The organism is Alteribacter populi, assembly GCF_002352765.1.
In the GTDB taxonomy this organism is placed as follows: Bacteria; Bacillota; Bacilli; order Bacillales; family Salisediminibacteriaceae; genus Alteribacter; species Alteribacter populi.
On record NZ_KZ293963.1, the window covers coordinates 3,536,261 to 3,555,049 of the forward strand.

Sequence of the window (18,789 nt, forward strand, 5' to 3'; positions counted from 1 at the left end):
TGGGTGCGAAACCGAACATTAGTTAAAAATTGGATTGTGAATATTCGTGTTTAACATTGACACCTCTTTCTAACCTCTGGTACTATAAGTGAGGAACACAAGGTAGTTCGTATAATAACGGGAATAAGGCCCGTAAGTCTCTACCAGGTTGCCGTAAATGACCTGACTACGAACGATCGAGTTGGAAAGAGGAGGGCTCTTAACTAGAGAGCTTGAGCTTGTATTCATTTTTCAACCTTTCGTCGTATTTTATAGAAGACTTTCGCTCCGGGCCTACTTGTAGGCTCGGAGTTTTTGCGTAGAAGAGCAAAAAGTTCAGGGGACTGTCCCCCGAACAATTTGTCGGGGGACAGTCCCCGTACAATTTTGTGAAGAAATGAAGGGGAGATTGGGGAATGAAAGGTTACTTTCAGTTTGATGAATTAGAGACGAATTATCGTCGTGAATTTTTAGGTGGTTTGACGACATTTTTGGCGATGGCATACATTTTGTTTGTGAATCCTAATGTTCTTGAGCCGACGGGGATGGATACGGGTGCGGTGTTTGTAGCTACAGCACTTGCTGCAGCGATTGGAACCGCGATTATGGGGCTTGTTGCTCGTTATCCGATTGCCCTAGCACCAGGAATGGGACTTAACGCATTTTTCACGTTTTCGGTTGTCCTGGGTCTTGGGATTCCGTGGGAAACAGCTCTACTTGGTGTTTTTATTTCCGGTATTGTCTTTATAATCATTTCTGTCATCGGTATTCGTGAGTTAATTATTAATGCGATTCCAGCTGAACTTAAATACGCAGCAGCAGCAGGTATTGGATTATTTATTGCTTTTATTGGGCTGCAAAATGCTGGAATCGTCGTGTTTTCTGAAGATACAATGGTACAAGTAGGAGATCTTACGAATCCAACGACGTTACTTGCTGTATTTGGTGTAGTCATTACCGTCATTCTGATGACGATTGGCTTAAAAGGCGGTATCTTTTATGGAATGATCGCTACGGCTGTAGCAGGAGTTCTATTTGGACTTATTGAAATGCCAAGTTCCATTGTCGGATCAGTGCCAAGTCTGGCGCCAACGTTCGGAGCGGCTTTTGCCCCGTTCGGTGAAATGGCTTTATCTGAAATTTTCACATTTCAACTATTAATTGTTATCTTAACGTTCTTATTTGTAGATTTCTTTGATACAGCGGGAACTTTATATGCTGTTGCAAACCAAGCTGGCTATGTGAAAAATAACAAGCTTCCAAGAGCGGGCCGCGCGTTATTGGCGGACTCTTCCGCATCGTCTATTGGTGCGATTCTTGGTACATCGACTACGACGGCTTATATCGAATCGTCTTCAGGAATTGCTGCAGGTGCCCGAACAGGGTTTGCCTCCCTTGTCACAGCGTTCTTTTTCTTGATAGCTTTGTTTTTCTCACCACTCCTTGTGGTCGTAACAGGAGAAGTAACAGCTCCTGCATTGATTATTGTCGGTATTCTGATGGCTGGTGCTCTTTCCAATATTGACTGGAAACAGTTTGAAGTAGCTGTACCTGCATTTTTAACGGTGATCGCGATGCCATTAACGTATAGTATTGCCACAGGAATTGCTCTCGGGTTTATCATGTACCCAATTACGATGATCGCGAAAGGTCGTTGGAAAGAAGTTCATCCAATCATGTACGTGATGTTCTTTGTGTTCATTCTTTATTTTGTTTATCTAGGTGAATAAAGTATAATCCGGGGGTCTGTCCCTGAGCACTCGCTCAAGGACAGACCCCTTTTTGGTATTAGATGTTAGAAAAAGAGCTTTTTAGGGTAAACTACTTGAAAATGTCGTTTGCCTTTGGGGAGGGCTTACATATGCCAAGAGTCTTATCGATAAGTACGGAAGTGCCACCTCATACAGTAGAACAAAATGAAACGGAAGCCATTGTCAAAGAAATGTTTCGCGAGTCATTTACTGATATTGATCGTCTAATGAAGATTTTTGGGAATGGTCAGATTCAAAGGCGGAATTTCGTCGTTCCGAAAGAATGGTTTGCTGAAGATCATTCGTTTGAAGAAAAGAATGACTTATACATAAAAGAAGCGGTACACCTAGGAACTGAGGCAGTCCGCACATGCCTTGCTCCAAACGAATTTCTTAATGAGGCCATCGACTATAATGACATTGATGCGATCATTTACGTATCGAGCTCGGGCTTAGCTACACCAACGATCGATGCACGAATTATCAACCAACTGCCGTTTTCTCCGCACATTAAACGCATCCCGCTCTGGGGACTAGGGTGTGCAGGCGGGGCAGCTGGTGTGAGCCGGGCCTATGAGTATTGCCGAGCCTATCCAGATGCCAAGGTTCTCGTCTTGTGTGTTGAGCTATGTAGTATAACCTTTCAGAGAAATGACATCAGAAAAAGCAACCTCGTTGGCACGTCGTTATTTGCAGATGGAGTCGCTTGTGCCCTTGTAGTAGGAGACAACGTTGAGACCGAGAATAATCAAGCATTACCGGCGATTCCGCATATTCTTGGCACACAGTCTACTCTCATGAAGGACAGTGAAGATGTGATGGGGTGGGATGTGAAAAATGAAGGCCTCCACGTCATTTTTTCCCGCGATATCCCGTCTATTATAAAGGAGTGGCTAAGGCCAAACGTTGACATGTTTCTCGAACAACAAGGCTTAACAAAAGAAGACATTGCTCACTTTGTTGCCCATCCTGGTGGAAAGAAAGTACTGGAAGCATACGAAACAGCAATGAATTACTCTAAACAAATGACAGAAATACCGAGAACAGTCCTTGAAAACCACGGAAACATGAGCGCGCCTACCGTACTCTATGTATTAAAAGAAACGATGCTTCAGCGGCCAGAGAGTGGGAGCCAGGGGATCATGACCGCATTAGGACCTGGTTTTTGTTCTGAAATTCTTCACTTGAAATGGGAGGCGGTCAGATGATGATGCTTTTTGGGACGTTAATCGGGATCATAGTGGCACAGCGAGGAATAGAACTTGTTGTAGCCAAAAATAATGAACGATGGATGCGCGAAAAAGGAGCCCGTGAATTTGGCGAATCTCACTACAAGTGGATTGTGGTTATGCATGCGAGCTTCTTTCTCATTCTCATTGCTGAAGTGTTTATGCTAGAAAAGTCAGCGATCACTTGGTGGGCACTCCCGTTTACGATCTTCCTTTTAGCTCAGGCTGGACGGATATGGGCACTCACATCACTTGGGCGCTATTGGAATACAAAAATCATAGTATTACCTGGTGCGAAGTTAGTTAAAAAAGGTCCGTATCGCTGGCTCAGTCATCCAAACTATGCGATTGTTACGATAGAATTTCTCGTGATCCCGCTCATTTTCGAAGCATATCTCACGTGTATACTCTTTACGCTATTGAATGGGCTCATTCTATTAAAAGTGCGGATTCCAGAAGAAGAAAAAGCACTCGGATGGGCGACGGAACAAGTCGGGAATAAATGATAACAAGTCAGGAGAAACGCCACAAATGCGAACAGTATTCTTCTACCTACACAAAAAGGAGTAATCCGTCAGAAGACGATTACTCCTTTTTGTATGGGTGACAGAAACTATTTACACCAACTCCGACTGCAAATAGTGATAAAGTAACTTCGTCGTTTCTTCAATTGAGGAACGATGGGTTCTTTCAAACGCATGAGAGGAATCAATTCCGGGACCGACTAACCCATGTACAATATCATGTCCCGCACGGATCGCCGCTGAGGCATCTGAGCCATAGTAAGGATAAATATCAAGCTTATAGTTCACTTCATTTTCTCTTGCAAGCTGAACTAAATGCTTACGCAATCCATAGTGATAAGGGCCACTCGCATCTTTTACGCATATCGACACGGTGTATTCATCGGTAGATTGACCATCACCCATCGCTCCCATATCGACAGCTAAATATTCTACTGTCTCAGGTGTGATGTTCGAATTCCCGCCGTATCCGATTTCTTCATTGTTTGAGATCAAAAAATGCGTTGTATAAGGCAGCTCCACGCTTTCTTCCTTCACTTGTTTGATTAATTGTAAAAGGATACCGACACTCGCTTTATCGTCTAAATGGCGAGACTTGATGTAGCCATTAGCCAACACTTCGGCCCTGGGATTAAACGAGACAAAGTCACCAACTTCAATTCCAAGAGCACGGACTTCATCAGCACTATGTACTTTTTCATCAATACGGATTTCCATATTATCTTGATTACGCTCAGCTTTCCCAGCGTTTTTATACACATGGACCGACGTTTGATGCATGAGAATCGTTCCACTATATTTCTCTCCAGCGGTCGTTTCAATTTGACAATACTCGCCTTCAATCGAGTTGTATTTAAAACCGCCGATAAGGTCGAGCTTCAAGCGGCCACTCGCTTTTACTTCCTTGACGATCGCGCCTAACGTATCAACGTGAGCGGTTAGCATGCGATGTTGATCGCTATCCTTTCCTGGAATCGTAGCAATCAATCCACCTTTTCGGTTCCGCTTTGTTCCCACTTGCAGGTCACGAAGAACCCCCTCTACAAATGAAATTACTTCGTCCGTATTCCCAGAAGGACTCGGAATCTCTACTAATTCTTTAATCAATTCAATCGTTTTATCAGCATTCGGATAACTCATGACACCCACTCCTGTCAAAAAAATTCTGTTAGTTATCCCTCTATTATATCGGTAAAAGAACGAACGACAAACCAAATCATTAGGATATTCCTGAACTCGCAAAAAATCCGTTATAATAGAATGGAAATAATATTTTAAAATTTTAAATAATTTGGGTAATTCTTCACTACCCATTATAAAGAAGGTGTTATCGATGAGGATTCATAACAAATTTATGGTTTTCTTTATTATTGTTCTCTCTCTCATGTGTGCGATTACGTTAATTATTTACAAAAATAGTCAAGAGTCTATTGGTCAGTATGATCGTATTCTCCAACGTTTTCTCGTTTTAAATGAAATCTCACAAAACACAGATGAGATCAATCACGTATTTCAAGATTATTTATTAGTCCAAAACGAAGAAAGGCTTGAAGATTTTGAACAATATAAGGCTGAAATCTACTCGAATCAAGCACAGTTCACAGAAGTTATTTCACCACAATACGATACTTCACTTTCAAAAAATTATTATCACATGCTTTCCTATTTTATTGATCAAATGGAAAGGTCACTAGAGACTCAAACGCAAGAGCAGACAACAGAGCACTTTATATATCGAGAGGAAGTCGAGAAAGTAGCGACTTGGTTAAATGAGACGACGTTAAGGCTAATCAATCACGAATTGGAGGATTATCATCAACTGCATTCTGATAGCTTAATGCAAAACCAGTTTCATTTATCCTTTGCGATCTATGGCGCGATGTCCCTTTTTGCTATCAGCCTATTATTCACGTATTTTATGTCGAAAAGGATTCTCTCACCTATTCATCGTTTAGTAGAGCAGGCGAATGAACTTTCAACCGGAAACTTTGATGTAAAAGATGTCGAAGTGACCAATGATGAGGTTGGTGTTCTGAGCGAAACCTTTAATCAAATGAAACGAAACGTAAAACAACTATTTGTAGAAATCAAACAACGAGCTAAGCTGGAACAAAAGTTACAGGACCAGGAAATCAAAAACATTGAAACGCATCGTTTATTAAAAGAAATGGAATTACGCTCATTACAAAATCAGATGAACCCTCATTTTTTATTTAACACGTTAAATGTCGTCTCTAAGATGGCGTACATCGAAGGAGCGGAAAAGTCGAGTGACTTAGTTGTCTCGATTTCGAAGCTGCTTCGTTATAACTTAAGACCACTTGAAAAGGCGGTTACTTTACGAGATGAGATTAGCCATGTGAAAGAATATATTGAAATCCAGCAAGTGCGTTTTAGTGAAAGGATCGTAGTTGAAATTAAAATTGAAACGAATGATTTAGACATTCCGATTCCTTTACTAACACTACAGCCGATTGTAGAAAATGCGTTCATTCACGGGGTGGACGCAAAAGAGTCAGGCGGAGAAATATGCATCCGTGTTTTTGAAAGAAATCATGCAGTTGTTGCCGAGATTTCGGATAACGGTGAGGGAATTGATGCTGACGTCCTTAAAGAATTAACGGATGAACCAAAAGGACATTTAACAGGGATTGGCCTCATGAATGTCCAAAAAAGACTGAGAATGTTTTATGACAAGGATGATACCGTGAAAGTAAATTCCACTTTAGGGTATGGAACGACGATCCAACTGTCATTACCGAAAACAAATGAAGCTGAAAGGTGGGCTTGACATGAAGCATAGAATGATGGTTGTGGATGATGAGGTGTTAGAAAGACAAGCTTTAAAATCAATGATCACTAAATTGTTTGATGATGTTGAGGTCGTAGCTGAGGCCGGAAATGGGAGGAGTGCAATTGAACTTGCAGATGAAAAGCACCCTGACATTATTACGATGGATATTAAACTGCCAGGTATGGACGGATTACAAACGATTGAAGAAATTCAGTTAAACCATCCTCATATTCGTTTTATTGTCCTTTCAGCATTTGATACATTTTCTTATGCTCAAAAAGCGATGACGTTAAACGTCAACCATTACTTGTTAAAGCCATACAAACAAGAGGAGCTTAAGGAGACGGTGTCCAAAATATGCAGAGATAGAGAAAGGGAACAAAAAGCTAGAGTTGAAAAAATAAAAATGAAGGACCACCAAGAGCATATGAAAACATTAGTGGAAGTGGAATGGGTCTCGACAATTATTCACAACCAAATACAAGATATCTCGATCGATGAATTGAATCAACTTATTGGACTTAGCTTCAATGAAGGCATTGGTGTTATTGTATATTTTCACGAAAAAAACGGTCATATTGAAGACTCTCAACAAAAGTCATATCTATATCAGCAAGTTAAAACGGTGTTAAAGCAAACCTCCAACTGTTTGGTCGGACCGATGATTTACGATCATATTCCTTTGTTTATGTTAAAACAAAGCGGAGAAGCAAAAGTAAGTTTGCGTAATCAAGTGATCACAAATATGAAAAAACTATTTGACCATCTATCAACTATTCCTCATCTTAAAGACGTTTCTGTATCAGCCGGTGCGGGAACCTCAGTTTATAACCTTGAAGGCTTTCAAGAATCTTATCACGAAGCATTAGTAGCTTCGCGAAGTGAAACGAAAGATCGCCGTGTGCAATTTTATCAAGATTTAGCAAAAGAAAAACCAGTAAAGGTTGATTCTATTAATCGCGAGAAAGAATTGCTCGTTACCATTCAACAAGTGGATTATGAGCGGGCACACCGGATGATGGAAGGAATCATCAATGATCAGGTGTTGAAGCATGGTGTTCATCTTGAAAAGATCAAAAGATCCCTGACAGAACTGTTCATCTTAATATCGCGGCTTTCGGACTTTCCACTAGGACAAGAATTAGCTTATTTTCCTGAGGTTGTTTCTGTAGATCAGTTAAGAAATACAGCTTTTTACCGACTCAACAACGTGATGCAGGTTTTAGAAAAACAAAAGGAACAAAAAAGTGAAGATATGTTAGAGAACATTCAATCTTATATAAAACAGCATTTTAAGGATGACCTCTCGCTAGAATCGATTTCAAATCAAGTCAACTTAAGCCCTTCCTACTTTAGTAAACTTTTTAAGGAGAAGACGGGGCAAACGCTCATAGATTATTTATCTAAAGTGCGCATTAAAAAGGCGAAGGAATACTTAAACACTTCAGATTTAAGTTTGAAAGAAATTTGTTTTGAAGTAGGGTATCATGATCCGAATTATTTTAGCCGGGTTTTTAAAAAGTATGAACGTGTATCTCCTAGACAATATCGTCAAGAGGTGGCGAAAAAGCAACAGAGTTGACGATAACATCCAAAGGTAAAAGAAAATTGTCCTTGTTTTTCGTAAAATTATGCTAGTTCACTAGACTTAAGTATGAATTTATTTCACAGATGATAAAAAAGTAAAGGTGATAACAAAAATATAAGTAGTAATATTCTGAAAACAACCTCCTTGGCATGATTAAATATGGATGTAAGCGATTTCAATTAAATTCAGACCAATCTAAAAGGGGGATTTCCAATGCCATTGAAAAAGTATGCTTCATTTCTACTATTATCGATGCTGTTACTTTTAGCTGCATGTGGATCTGATGATGTTGATTCAGAAGATGTAAATGGAGCAGACGAAGGTGAAAGCGAAACGACTGAAGATGACGGAGAAGAAAGCTCATCGGAAGCGACCGGAGATACAGAGGGTGAGTTAGAGATTTTCAGCTGGTGGACAGGAGCTGGAGAAGAGGCTGGCTTACTCGCTTTAATTGATTTATTTGAAGAAAAAAACCCTGACATTGAAGTAGTCAATGCGGCTGTCGCTGGTGGAGCTGGAACGAACGCTCAAGCTGTTTTAGCGAGTAGAATGCAAGGAAATGATCCGCCAGGTACTTTCCAAATTCATGGTGGAGCGGCACTAAACACAGGCTGGGTGGCTGCAGGTAGAATGGATCCACTTACTGATCTTTACGAAGAACAGGATTGGCTGGACAAATTTCCGCAGGATTTAATTGATATGGTAACAAGTGATGGAGACATCTATTCTGTACCGGTGAATATTCACCGAAGTAATGTTCTCTTTTATAACGTTGAGGTTTTTGACGAGCATGGGTTAACCCCGCCGACAACGTTTGATGAATTTTATGAAGTAGCAGATACATTGCAAGAGGCAGGAGTTACACCACTTGCACTAGGCGATCGTGAAAGCTGGACTGCACTTCACCTATTAGAAACGATTGCGTTAGGTGTTCTCGGCCCAGATGGCTATAACGATTTGTGGACGAAGGATTTAGCGTTTGATTCATCGGAGTTTCAAGAAGTATTAGAGCATTTTGACCGTTTCTTAGATTATACCAACGATGATCATGCCGCTCGTAACTGGCAGGACGCATCTCAATTGGTGGCGCAAGGAGACGCGGCAATGAACGTTATGGGAGACTGGGCAGCAGGCTATTTTGCTACTGATTTAGAGTTAGAGCCGAATGAAGATTTTGGCTGGGTCGCTACTCCTAATTCTGCGGGATCTTTCATGGTTGTAACCGATAACTTCGGCTTGCCTAAAGACGTAGAAAACCCAGAAATAGTGAAGGATTTCCTTCGGGTACTCGGTTCTGTAGAAGGCCAGGATACGTTCAACCCGCTTAAAGGCTCGATTCCTGCTCGAGTAGATGCTGATCCAGAGCAATATAATGCTTACGGACAACAAACAATTGAAGAATTTAATGAAAGTACATTAACGCCTAGCTTAGCACATAACTCGGCCGCTCCTGCTGGCTTTGTTTCACAAGCAGACCAAGCGATCAATGTCTTTGTATCTTCAAGAAACATCGAACAAGCGATGGAGACATTACAGCAGGCTGCTGAAGAAAACATCGAGTAATCATTTATGTGTGTGGGGGTTAAGGGTGGTAGAATGCCTACCACCCTTTCCTATTTTTCCTTTAAGAGGATGTTCAAAAAGTCCGCTAAAAATAGCTGTTGGAGTGGAGAGTATGATCTCCTGCTACATACCACCACGTCCTGGGGAAGATCGTTGGCTCGCTTCTTTTAGCATCAGATGTCTCTTTCGTAGCTAATTAAGCTTACGAAGAGTATCCGTCGAGACAGGTTGTAGTGGTCGCTATGATGTCTTGCTCGTCGCTCCGGTGCTCGAAGACTTTGCCGCCTCGACCTAATCGGCTCTGTTTATGCTCCATTTAAACACGGACTTTACAAAAGCATGATTTTTCGTAAGGGGTGATGTACTTTGAACCAAAAGAGGATTTCTTCGGATAAAGTCCTTCCATTTTTATTTATTTTACCTTCGATCATTGCAATTGGTATTTTTGTTTATGGCTTCATTAGTTGGACAGGGTATGTTTCCTTTACAAATTGGAATACCTTAACGCCAGACTTGTCATTTGCAGGTCTGAAAAACTATATCTTTTTATTTAACGACTACCGCTTCCAATCTGGCATGAGAAATACGTTATTTTTCACCTTATTTTTTATCATTGGTGTTTTAATGTCAGGTTTTTTTCTGGCCATTTTTATCGATTCGAATATAAAACAAGAATCAATCTTTCGAAATATTTTCTTATTCCCGATGGCATTGTCATTTGTCGTTACGGGTGTTGTCTGGCAGTGGCTTTTAAACCCGAGTACAGGGGTGAACATTTTATTAAGCAATCTGGGCTTTGAAAAACTACCAGGATGGTACACAGACACAACGATTGCCTTTAGTTTTCCGCTTGGTAGTATCGATTTTGGAATTCCAGTAGCAATGATTGCTGTCGTCATTGCCGCGATTTGGCAAATGACGGGATTTTCACTGGCGATGTATTTAGCTGGGTTACGAGGGATTCCTGAAGAAGTTAAGGAAGCGGCAAGAGTGGACGGAGCAACGGAGTTTCAAGTGTATCGAAAGGTCATTTTTCCGATGCTTATGCCAATCACAGTAAGTATTGCCATTATCATGGGTCATATTTCATTAAAGATCTTTGATCTAATTTATGCGATGACAGGTTCAGGTGCTAACTTTGTCACGGATGTTCCGGGTGTTTATATGTTTGAAACGACATTCAGAGGAAACTTTTTTGCAAATGGAGCAGCGATTGCGATGATTATGCTCTTCCTCGTGGCCGTTGTCATCGTCCCTTACCTGGTTTCTGCAAGAAGGGGGGATTCGTAAATGATAGTGAGAAAGAAAGTGAGTCGTATTTTCCTATATGCGATTTTAGTGGTCATGGCCCTGTTTTTCTTAATGCCGATTTACGTCATGATTATTACGAGTATTAAACCGCTGGATGAAGTGTCGCTCGACCGGATGTGGGAGTTGCCATCTACAGTATCTTTTGAAGCCTATCGATATGCTTTTGAAAGACTATATCCTAACTTTTTGAATACGTTATATCTCGTTATTCCAGCAACGATTCTATCAGCTCTCTTTGGCTCGTTAAACGGGTATGTTCTTTCAAAGTGGAAGTTTAAAGGCTCGGATTGGATTTTCACGGCGATTTTGTTCGGAATGTTTATACCTTACCAAAGTATTCTCATCCCATTAATTCAATTTCTCCAAAGTATAGGACTTTACAATTCGATTCCTGGGTTAATTCTCGTACATGTTGTTTATGGTCTGCCAATCACAACGTTAATTTTCAGGAATTTCTATGCGAATATTCCTTACGACCTTATTGAAGTGGCGAAGATTGACGGTGCTGGATTTGTAGGAATTTACAAGCATATTATCTTCCCGCTTTCGATTTCAGGGTTTGTCGTCGTTTGTATATGGCAATTCACAAATATATGGAATGAGTTTTTATTTGCAGTCAGTATCACAAGTACAGGATCACAGCCGATTATGGTCGCGCTGCAAAACCTTTCTGGAAGCCAAATTGTGCAATGGAACGTCCAAATGGCCGGCGCGCTGCTAGCTGCCCTGCCAACCTTACTTATTTACATTTTAGTAGGGAAGTATTTTGTAAGAGGGTTGTTGGCTGGTTCTGTGAAAGGGTAAATATCATAAAAAAGCCTGGTAATCCTGGATTGCCGGGCTTTTATATACTTTAAGAAAATTTAACTTCTCTAAAGGAATAAAGCATAAGCGTAACTAAGGCTTGGCGGTAAGCCAAGTTTTCATTAGATTGATAGGATATATTACGATTTTCTTTGTTCGCTCAGAAGGTTCCTTTTGTTTCGTCTTTGCTATAACAAATTTGTCCATATTAAAAGTAAGAAAATACAGAAAATTAAAATAAGTAAATCATCCCTTCGTGATAGGATTTAAAATGAAAGCGATAACAAAAATGAGGGGAGAGATTGGGTGCAAAAAAAATGGAAGGTCGTAACGTCAGTGATGCTTACTAGTTCACTTATGATGTCTAGTCTTTTTGTTAACACAGCGGCAGTGAATGGACAAGAGGAGGGTAATCCCCCGCAATTAACGGGAGAAGCATCGATTGATGAGGTTGTCGATGCGATGACACTGCAAGAAAAAGCAGCTCTACTCGTCGGTGGGAACAAGGAAGTATTAGAGGAGATTGATAACGAGATTATCGGTGATCAAGCAACAAGGGTTCCTGGAGCGGCTGGGCAAACGCAAGCAATCCCAAGACTCGGGGTTCCTTCTATTGTTTTAGCAGATGGTCCAATGGGGGTCCGCATTGATCCGACACGCGAAGATGATGATGACACCTATTATGCAACGAAATTTCCTGCTCCTAACGTACTAGCCTCAACATGGGATACAGATTTGGTCTATGAAGTAGGCGAAGCGACAAGCCACGAGCTTAAGGAATACGGTGTTGATTTACTACTGGCTCCTGGGATGAATATTCAAAGCTACTTGCTAAATGGACGAAACTATGAATATTTTTCTGAAGATCCTTATGTGACAGGAAAAATGGCCTCTGAATTCGTGAATGGTGTAGAAGACCAAGGTGTTGGGACGACGATCAAGCACTTCGCTGCTTATAACCAAAGAGCAGATAACAATATCGATTCAATCGTTAGCCAAAGAGCACTAAGAGAAATCTACCTAAAAGGGTTCGAAATGACGGTGAAGAATTCTGATCCATGGGCGATTATGGATTCTTACAATAAAATTAACGGTACATGGGCGACAGAAAATGAAGACTTACTTACCTCTGTTTTAAGAGATGATTGGGGATTTAACGGTTTTGCCATGACGGACTGGGAATTTGGCTCCAGAGATATTGCAAAACAAATGGAAGCAGGTACAAACCTGTTAATGCCAGGAAGTGAACATCAATCAGAAGCGATTGTCGATGCCGTGAACGATGGGTTACTGAATGAAGAAATTTTAGACAGAAATGTGAAGGAGATGCTTGGAATCATCGTTCAAACCCCAACATTCTTAGGGCTTGAGCCTTCAAATGATCCCGACTTAGAAACAAATGCTGAGATTGCAAGAAAAGCAGCGGCAGATGGTATGGTTTTATTACAAAACGAAGCGGATACTTTACCTTTAGACAGTAACTTGAATGTTTCACTATTTGGTACGCCACAAGTGGAAACGATGACTGGAGGAAGAGGGAGTGCACTTGTCCATTCTGCCTATCATCTAGGAATTCCAGAGGGCTTACAAAATGCAGGGTTTACGCTTAACGAAGAGCTTTACGATAAATATGAAACGTATGTTGAGGAAATGAGAGATACAGATGAATACCGAGAAACAGGCGGAGGATTTTTTAATTCTACGTTCCCAACGCTGCCAGAAATGGATGTAGCAGATGAGGCTGTTACAGCAGCGGAAAATTCTGATGTCGGCATCATCGTTTTATCATCGGAATTCGGAAGCTATGGTTCAGACCGTTCTTTAGAAGATTTCTACCTATCTGAATCTAAGGAAGAGATGATCACAGATGTATCCGAAGCTTTTCGTGAAGAGGGCAAACCAGTCATTGCGATTTTGAATGTGGAAGGTCCGCTAGAAGTTGCTAGCTGGAGAGATCAGGTCGATTCTGTCTTACTTTCTTGGCAACCTGGTCAGGAATTAGGAAACGCAGTAGCCGATGTTGTAACGGGGAAAGTGAATCCATCTGGTAAACTGCCACAAACCTTCCCTGTTGTCTATGAAGATGCCCCTTACTCAGAAACCTATCCTGGAACGGATCAGTTTATTTACGAAGAGGATATTTATGTGGGATATCGTTACAACACGACATTCGATGTAGAGCCAGCCTATGAATTCGGTTATGGATTATCGTACACAACATTTGACTACGATAATGTTCGTGTAAATCGTAATGGAAACTTCAAGGACAAAATTACTGTATTTGCTACTGTTGAAAATACAGGGGACGTCGCTGGTAGAGAAGCCGTTCAAGTTTACGTCAACGCACCAGACGGCAAATTGGAAAAACCAGAAATAGAATTGAAAGCTTTTGATAAAACGAAAGAACTTCGCCCAGGTAAAAAAGAAAACTTAAAATTTGAACTAGATGCTCAAAACCTTGCTTCTTTTGATGAAGAATTATCTGCTTGGGTTCTTGAAGAAGGAACCTATGAAGTAAGAGTCGGAGCTTCTTCACAAGATATCAGAGACACTACTACCTTTACAGTGGATGAAGACATCATTCTTGAAGAAGTAAATGACGTATTAGAACCACAAATAGAGTTTGACCGATTATCAAAGCTAAACTACTAACCTTTATTGCTGCCACTAAAAGTTCACTCTTTAGTGGCAGCATTTTTTAGGCTCATCCCCCAAAAAAAATCTGTACGATCTTCTGGAAATAAGACTAAATATATATACATATAAATAGTATAGGTAAGGAAGAAGGAGTAAATGGAGAGTAAACTCCTATTATCGTAAAATAAGAATAAATACCGAGATTTATGAATGAATATGATTGTTTCAGGGGGAGAGGCATTGATCCAGACTGTTTTGGAAAATGCAGTAGGAATGCTCGTAATTATTCTCGTAATTAATGTAGTGTATGTCACACTGTTTACGATTCGGATGATTTTTACGTTGAAAAGTCAGCGGTACTTAGCTGCAGTAACTAGCATTGTAGAAATATTGGTATATATTATCGGATTAGGGCTGGTCCTCGACAACCTCCACCGAGTCGAAAATTTGGTTGCCTACGCGTTGGGGTACGGCATTGGTGTTGTGGTTGGGATGAAAATTGAAGAAAAGCTCGCTTTAGGGTATATTACTGTTAACGTGATTACGAAAGAATACGAACCTGACATTCCGAATGCATTACGAGATAAAGGATACGGTGTGACAAACTGGGTTGCATATGGACGTGAAGGAGAGCGGCTGATGATGGAGATTCTCACCTCACGAAGGTCCCAAACCGATTTGTATAATACAGTCAAAGGCCTCGACCCGAATGCCTTTATTATCTCCCACGACACGAAGATGTTTTATGGAGGGTTCTGGGTCAAAGGTATACGGAGGTAATGGATAGACATGACGAAAAAAAGAAAAAAAGAGAAGTTTTACGTAGAGGAAGGGGAAACGGTGGCCGATTGCCTCAACCGCATGGCAGCAAACGGCTATCAACCCGTCCGAAGAATGGAAGAACCCGTGTTAAAAGAAGTCAAGAAGAACGGCAAAGTAGATGTGGAAGTTTCCCATCAGCGGATTATGTTTGAAGGAAAGCTAAAAGAAGAGTAGAGAGTGTCTCATGGAGGCATTCTTTTTTGTTTGGGGCGGGAGGAAATAATTAGAAGCGGAGTTGTTTTGATTAGAAAGGGATCCCGTTTGACCAGAAAAGAAGCTGTTTTGACCAGAAAAGGATCCCGTTTGACTAGAAGCGTAGCCTGATTGATTAGATACCCGCCGTGCTGTCCTCCGAAAAATAGCAATTGTCGACGACAGAAGGACAATATAAAGAAAACTAATGGTAAAATACGAACGATGAATTTATTTATATAACATATTGTTCGATTTTGGTTGACACTCCTCGCATCCTCTTGTTAAGATAAAATCGTTAAAAGGAATTGAACAGACCTCATATAATCTTGGGAATATGGCCCAAAAGTTTCTACCTGATGACCGTAAATCGTCGGCCTATGAGGACGATCAGTATACGTAATTACTATGTAGACGACGGATTCTTGCGTGCGTATTAGCACCCGTGTGTCTATATGCAGTGTACACGTGTGCGTTTGTCCTCTTGTGGGACAGATGTACACGTTTTTTTGTTTTTATAGACCTTTAATAGTATAGACAATTGAGAGGTTATTCTCGTGATGATTTTTAATAGAAAATGAAAGTAGGTTGAGAGTATGGCAAAAGTCGGTGTGATTATGGGTTCTATTTCGGATTGGGAAACGATGCAGCATGCGACAGAAGTGTTGGAGGAGATTGGTATCCCTTATGAAAAGAAAATCGTGTCGGCTCATCGGACGCCGGATCTCATGTTCGACTATGCGGAAACCGCGAGAGAGCGCGGCCTTGAAGTGATCGTTGCTGGGGCTGGCGGGGCGGCGCATCTTCCGGGGATGGTAGCGGCGAAAACGCTTTTGCCAGTCATTGGTGTTCCGGTTCAATCGAAAGCGTTAAATGGACTTGATTCTCTGCTTTCGATCGTGCAAATGCCTGCGGGTGTGCCGGTGTCAACAGTTGCTATCGGAAAAGCCGGCGCAACGAACGCTGGACTTTTAGCCGCTCAGCAGATTGCCGTTCATGACGCAGAAGTTGCTAAAAAGCTAAAGCAACGTAGAGAAAACAAATACAAGGAAGTACTGGAAAGCGGGGAAAAGCTATGAGTAGAATCCTTCCTGGTAAAACGATCGGTATATTAGGTGGCGGGCAGTTAGGGAGAATGATGTCTTTGGCGGCTCGTGAAATCGGCTATCGGATCGCTGTTCTTGAGCCAAAGCGCGACTCTCCTTGCGGCCAAGTGGCTGATCTAGAATTGACGTGCTCTTATGACGATCTCGGAGGAGCAAAAAAGCTGGCGACAGCTAGTGACGTGATCACGTATGAGTTTGAGAATATCGACTATAAAGTAGCTTCCTGGCTAGAGGAGCATGCTGCTTTTCCCCAAGGAAGTGATCTGCTTGCGATTTCACAAGACCGACTTCAGGAGAAACAAGCGATTACTTCTTTTGGAGTGCCGGTAGCTCCTTATGCTGAAATTAGCACGTTAGAAGATTTACAACGAGCAGCCACGAAGCTTCAATTTCCTTGTGTGTTGAAAACAACGCGAGGTGGCTACGATGGCAAAGGGCAAGCTGTCATCCAAAACGAAGTGCAAATCGTTAAAGCATGGCAGGATCTTAATGGAAAAGGGCCATTCGTTTTAGAAAAATGGGTGCCGTTTAAAAAGGAACTGAGCGTGATTATTACGAGGAGCGTGTCCGGTGAAGTTCGTGTATTCCCGGTAGCAGAAAATATTCATAAAAACAATATTCTTCATCAAACGATTGTGCCTGCGCGTGTGTCGAAAGATGTTGAAGCGAAAGCGATTCTTATCGCTGAAAAGCTGGCGACTTCTTTCCACCTAATTGGGACGCTGGCAGTGGAAATGTTCTTAACCGAGGACGACGAGATTTATGTGAATGAATTGGCGCCGAGACCGCACAACTCCGGTCATTTTTCCATTAATGCCTGCCAAACATCACAGTTTGAACAGCACATTCGCGCGGTTTGTGATCTTCCGTTAGGGAAGACCGATTTACTAAAGCCTGCTGTGATGGTTAATATATTAGGGGAGCACGTACCAGGAGTTTTGGAAAATCTACATGAATTTCCTGAAGCTCACCTTCACCTTTACGGGAAGGATGAGGCGAAGCCCGGACGAAAAATGGGGCATGTCACGATTCTTGCAGATGATGTGGAACAAACTTTGGTACAGTTGAACTCCTCCTCAATTTGGAGAGAAAAAGAAGTAATGGAGGCAAACAAATGATTGAACGTTATACGAGGCCTGAAATGGGTGCGATTTGGACGGAGGAAAACCGCTATCAAGCGTGGCTCGAAGTCGAAATTAAAGCGTGTGAAGCGTGGGCGGAGCTTGGTGATATTCCAAAAGAAGACGTGGCAAAAATCAGAGAAAATGCGAGCTTTGATGTGGAGCGCATTCTTGAAATTGAAGCCGAGACTCGTCACGATGTGGTTGCTTTTACCCGGGCAGTTTCTGAAACTTTAGGTGAAGAGCGAAAGTGGGTTCATTACGGGTTGACGAGTACGGATGTGGTCGACACGGCGTTATCTTATCTTTTAAAACAAGCAAACGAGATCATCCTTGCTGATCTAGAGCGATTTATCGACATTCTTAAAGATAAAGCGATCGAGCATAAAGATACGGTGATGATGGGGCGTACCCACGGCGTTCACGCTGAACCAACAACGTTTGGCTTAAAGCTTGCCCTTTGGTATGAAGAAATGAAAAGGAACCTTGAGCGCTTCAAACAAGCAGCAGAAAGTGTTCGTGTTGGAAAGCTGTCTGGTGCTGTTGGGACTTACGCAAACATCAATCCGTTTGTTGAGAGCTTCGTATGTGAAGGGCTTGGACTGGAAGCGGCGAGCGTATCGACACAAACGTTGCAGCGTGACCGCCACGCGCATTATATGGCGACGCTGTCGTTAATCGCAACATCGATTGAAAAAATGGCAGTTGAAATTCGCGGCCTGCAAAAAACGGAAATGCGCGAAGTAGAAGAGTTTTTTGCAAAAGGTCAAAAAGGGTCTTCTGCGATGCCGCATAAGCGAAATCCAATTGGCTCAGAAAACATGACCGGCCTTAGCCGTGTGATCCGTGGTCATATGGTTACAGCTTATGAAAACGTTCCTCTTTGGCATGAGCGTGATATTTCTCATTCTTCAGCTGAACGAGTGATTTTACCGGATGCGACGATTGCCTTGAACTACATGCTTAACCGTTTTGGCAACATCGTGAAAAACTTGACGGTGTTCCCGGAAAACATGAAACGTAACATGGGGCGTACGTTCGGCCTCATTTATTCTCAACGTGTGCTGCTCTCTTTGATCGACAAAGGGTTGGTGCGTGAAGAAGCATACGACTTGGTTCAGCCAAAAGCGATGGAGGCTTGGGAGAAACAAGTACCGTTCCGTGAGCTTGTTGATGCTGATGAAAAAATTACCGACTTGCTATCTAAAGAAGAATTAGACGATTGCTTTGACTATCAGCATCACTTAACGCATGTGAATACGATTTTTGAACGAATCGGGTTTATCAAATAGGGTACAGAAAGAGGGGACTATTCCCCCTTTCGATCCTATGAATTGCCAAAATTACGAATCTTCACATATTTGAGGA

At 41.7% G+C, this 18,789-nt stretch carries 15 protein-coding genes and 2 riboswitches; of the genes, 14 read left to right on the plus strand and 1 reads right to left on the minus strand.

The genetic code is table 11. From position 1 onward, the window contains the following. Window positions 1–87 precede the first annotated feature (87 nt). Window positions 88–189, plus strand: a riboswitch (purine riboswitch). Window positions 190–395: 206 nt separating this feature from the next. From CDZ94_RS16390 to CDZ94_RS16400, 3 genes are all read left to right on the plus strand, one after another. Continuing rightward, window positions 396–1,709: an NCS2 family permease gene (locus CDZ94_RS16390; protein WP_096438859.1), complete on the plus strand. Its 1,314-nt coding sequence runs from the start codon at window positions 396–398 to the stop codon at window positions 1,707–1,709. A gap of 131 nt (window positions 1,710–1,840) precedes the next feature. Further along, window positions 1,841–2,938, plus strand: coding sequence for a type III polyketide synthase (locus tag CDZ94_RS16395; protein WP_096438861.1), 1,098 nt, complete (start codon window positions 1,841–1,843; stop codon window positions 2,936–2,938). Continuing rightward, on the plus strand, window positions 2,935–3,465 hold the full coding sequence (locus tag CDZ94_RS16400; RefSeq protein WP_342587633.1) for an isoprenylcysteine carboxyl methyltransferase family protein: 531 nt from the start codon (window positions 2,935–2,937) through the stop codon (window positions 3,463–3,465). Before CDZ94_RS16395 ends, CDZ94_RS16400 begins: the two co-directional genes overlap by 4 nt. A gap of 111 nt (window positions 3,466–3,576) precedes the next feature. Here the strand turns inward: CDZ94_RS16400 and CDZ94_RS16405 are convergent, their stop codons facing one another. After that, window positions 3,577–4,623, minus strand: a complete 1,047-nt coding sequence (locus CDZ94_RS16405; protein WP_096438863.1) for a M42 family metallopeptidase — start codon at window positions 4,621–4,623, stop codon at window positions 3,577–3,579. A gap of 193 nt (window positions 4,624–4,816) precedes the next feature. Between CDZ94_RS16405 and CDZ94_RS16410 the strand changes: the two genes are divergently transcribed. From CDZ94_RS16410 to purB, 11 genes are all read left to right on the plus strand, one after another. After that, window positions 4,817–6,274, plus strand: coding sequence for a sensor histidine kinase (locus tag CDZ94_RS16410; RefSeq protein WP_096438865.1), 1,458 nt, complete (start codon window positions 4,817–4,819; stop codon window positions 6,272–6,274). 1 nt (window position 6,275) lies between these two features. Next, window positions 6,276–7,859 carry a response regulator gene (locus CDZ94_RS16415; protein ID WP_198546730.1) on the plus strand — a complete coding sequence of 528 codons (1,584 nt, stop codon included), beginning with the start codon at window positions 6,276–6,278 and terminating at the stop codon, window positions 7,857–7,859. A gap of 219 nt (window positions 7,860–8,078) precedes the next feature. After that, the gene (locus CDZ94_RS16420) at window positions 8,079–9,428 is read left to right on the plus strand and encodes an ABC transporter substrate-binding protein (protein WP_096438869.1); all 1,350 of its coding nucleotides are present in this window, start codon (window positions 8,079–8,081) and stop codon (window positions 9,426–9,428) included. Window positions 9,429–9,809: 381 nt separating this feature from the next. Next, window positions 9,810–10,718: a carbohydrate ABC transporter permease gene (locus CDZ94_RS16425; protein ID WP_425352567.1), complete on the plus strand. Its 909-nt coding sequence runs from the start codon at window positions 9,810–9,812 to the stop codon at window positions 10,716–10,718. Next, entirely contained in the window at window positions 10,719–11,543 is an 825-nt protein-coding gene (locus CDZ94_RS16430; RefSeq protein ID WP_096438873.1) for a carbohydrate ABC transporter permease, read from the plus strand. A 306-nt stretch (window positions 11,544–11,849) separates the two neighbouring features. Beyond that, on the plus strand, window positions 11,850–14,195 hold the full coding sequence (locus CDZ94_RS16435) for a beta-glucosidase (RefSeq protein WP_198546731.1): 2,346 nt from the start codon (window positions 11,850–11,852) through the stop codon (window positions 14,193–14,195). A 258-nt stretch (window positions 14,196–14,453) separates the two neighbouring features. Further along, window positions 14,454–14,960 (plus strand): DUF2179 domain-containing protein, encoded by a 507-nt coding sequence (locus CDZ94_RS16440; RefSeq protein WP_425352568.1) that lies wholly within the window; start codon window positions 14,454–14,456, stop codon window positions 14,958–14,960. Between the two features lie 9 nt (window positions 14,961–14,969). Then, window positions 14,970–15,176, plus strand: coding sequence for an NETI motif-containing protein (locus CDZ94_RS16445; protein ID WP_096438875.1), 207 nt, complete (start codon window positions 14,970–14,972; stop codon window positions 15,174–15,176). 317 nt (window positions 15,177–15,493) lie between these two features. Beyond that, a riboswitch (purine riboswitch) is annotated at window positions 15,494–15,595 on the plus strand. Between the two features lie 195 nt (window positions 15,596–15,790). After that, a complete protein-coding gene (gene purE, locus CDZ94_RS16450; RefSeq protein ID WP_096438877.1) occupies window positions 15,791–16,273 on the plus strand; it encodes a 5-(carboxyamino)imidazole ribonucleotide mutase in 483 nt (160 codons plus the stop codon). Then, on the plus strand, window positions 16,270–17,418 hold the full coding sequence (purK, locus tag CDZ94_RS16455; protein ID WP_096438879.1) for a 5-(carboxyamino)imidazole ribonucleotide synthase: 1,149 nt from the start codon (window positions 16,270–16,272) through the stop codon (window positions 17,416–17,418). Before purE ends, purK begins: the two co-directional genes overlap by 4 nt. Then, entirely contained in the window at window positions 17,415–18,713 is a 1,299-nt protein-coding gene (purB, locus tag CDZ94_RS16460; RefSeq protein ID WP_096438881.1) for an adenylosuccinate lyase, read from the plus strand. Before purK ends, purB begins: the two co-directional genes overlap by 4 nt. Window positions 18,714–18,789 lie beyond the last annotated feature (76 nt).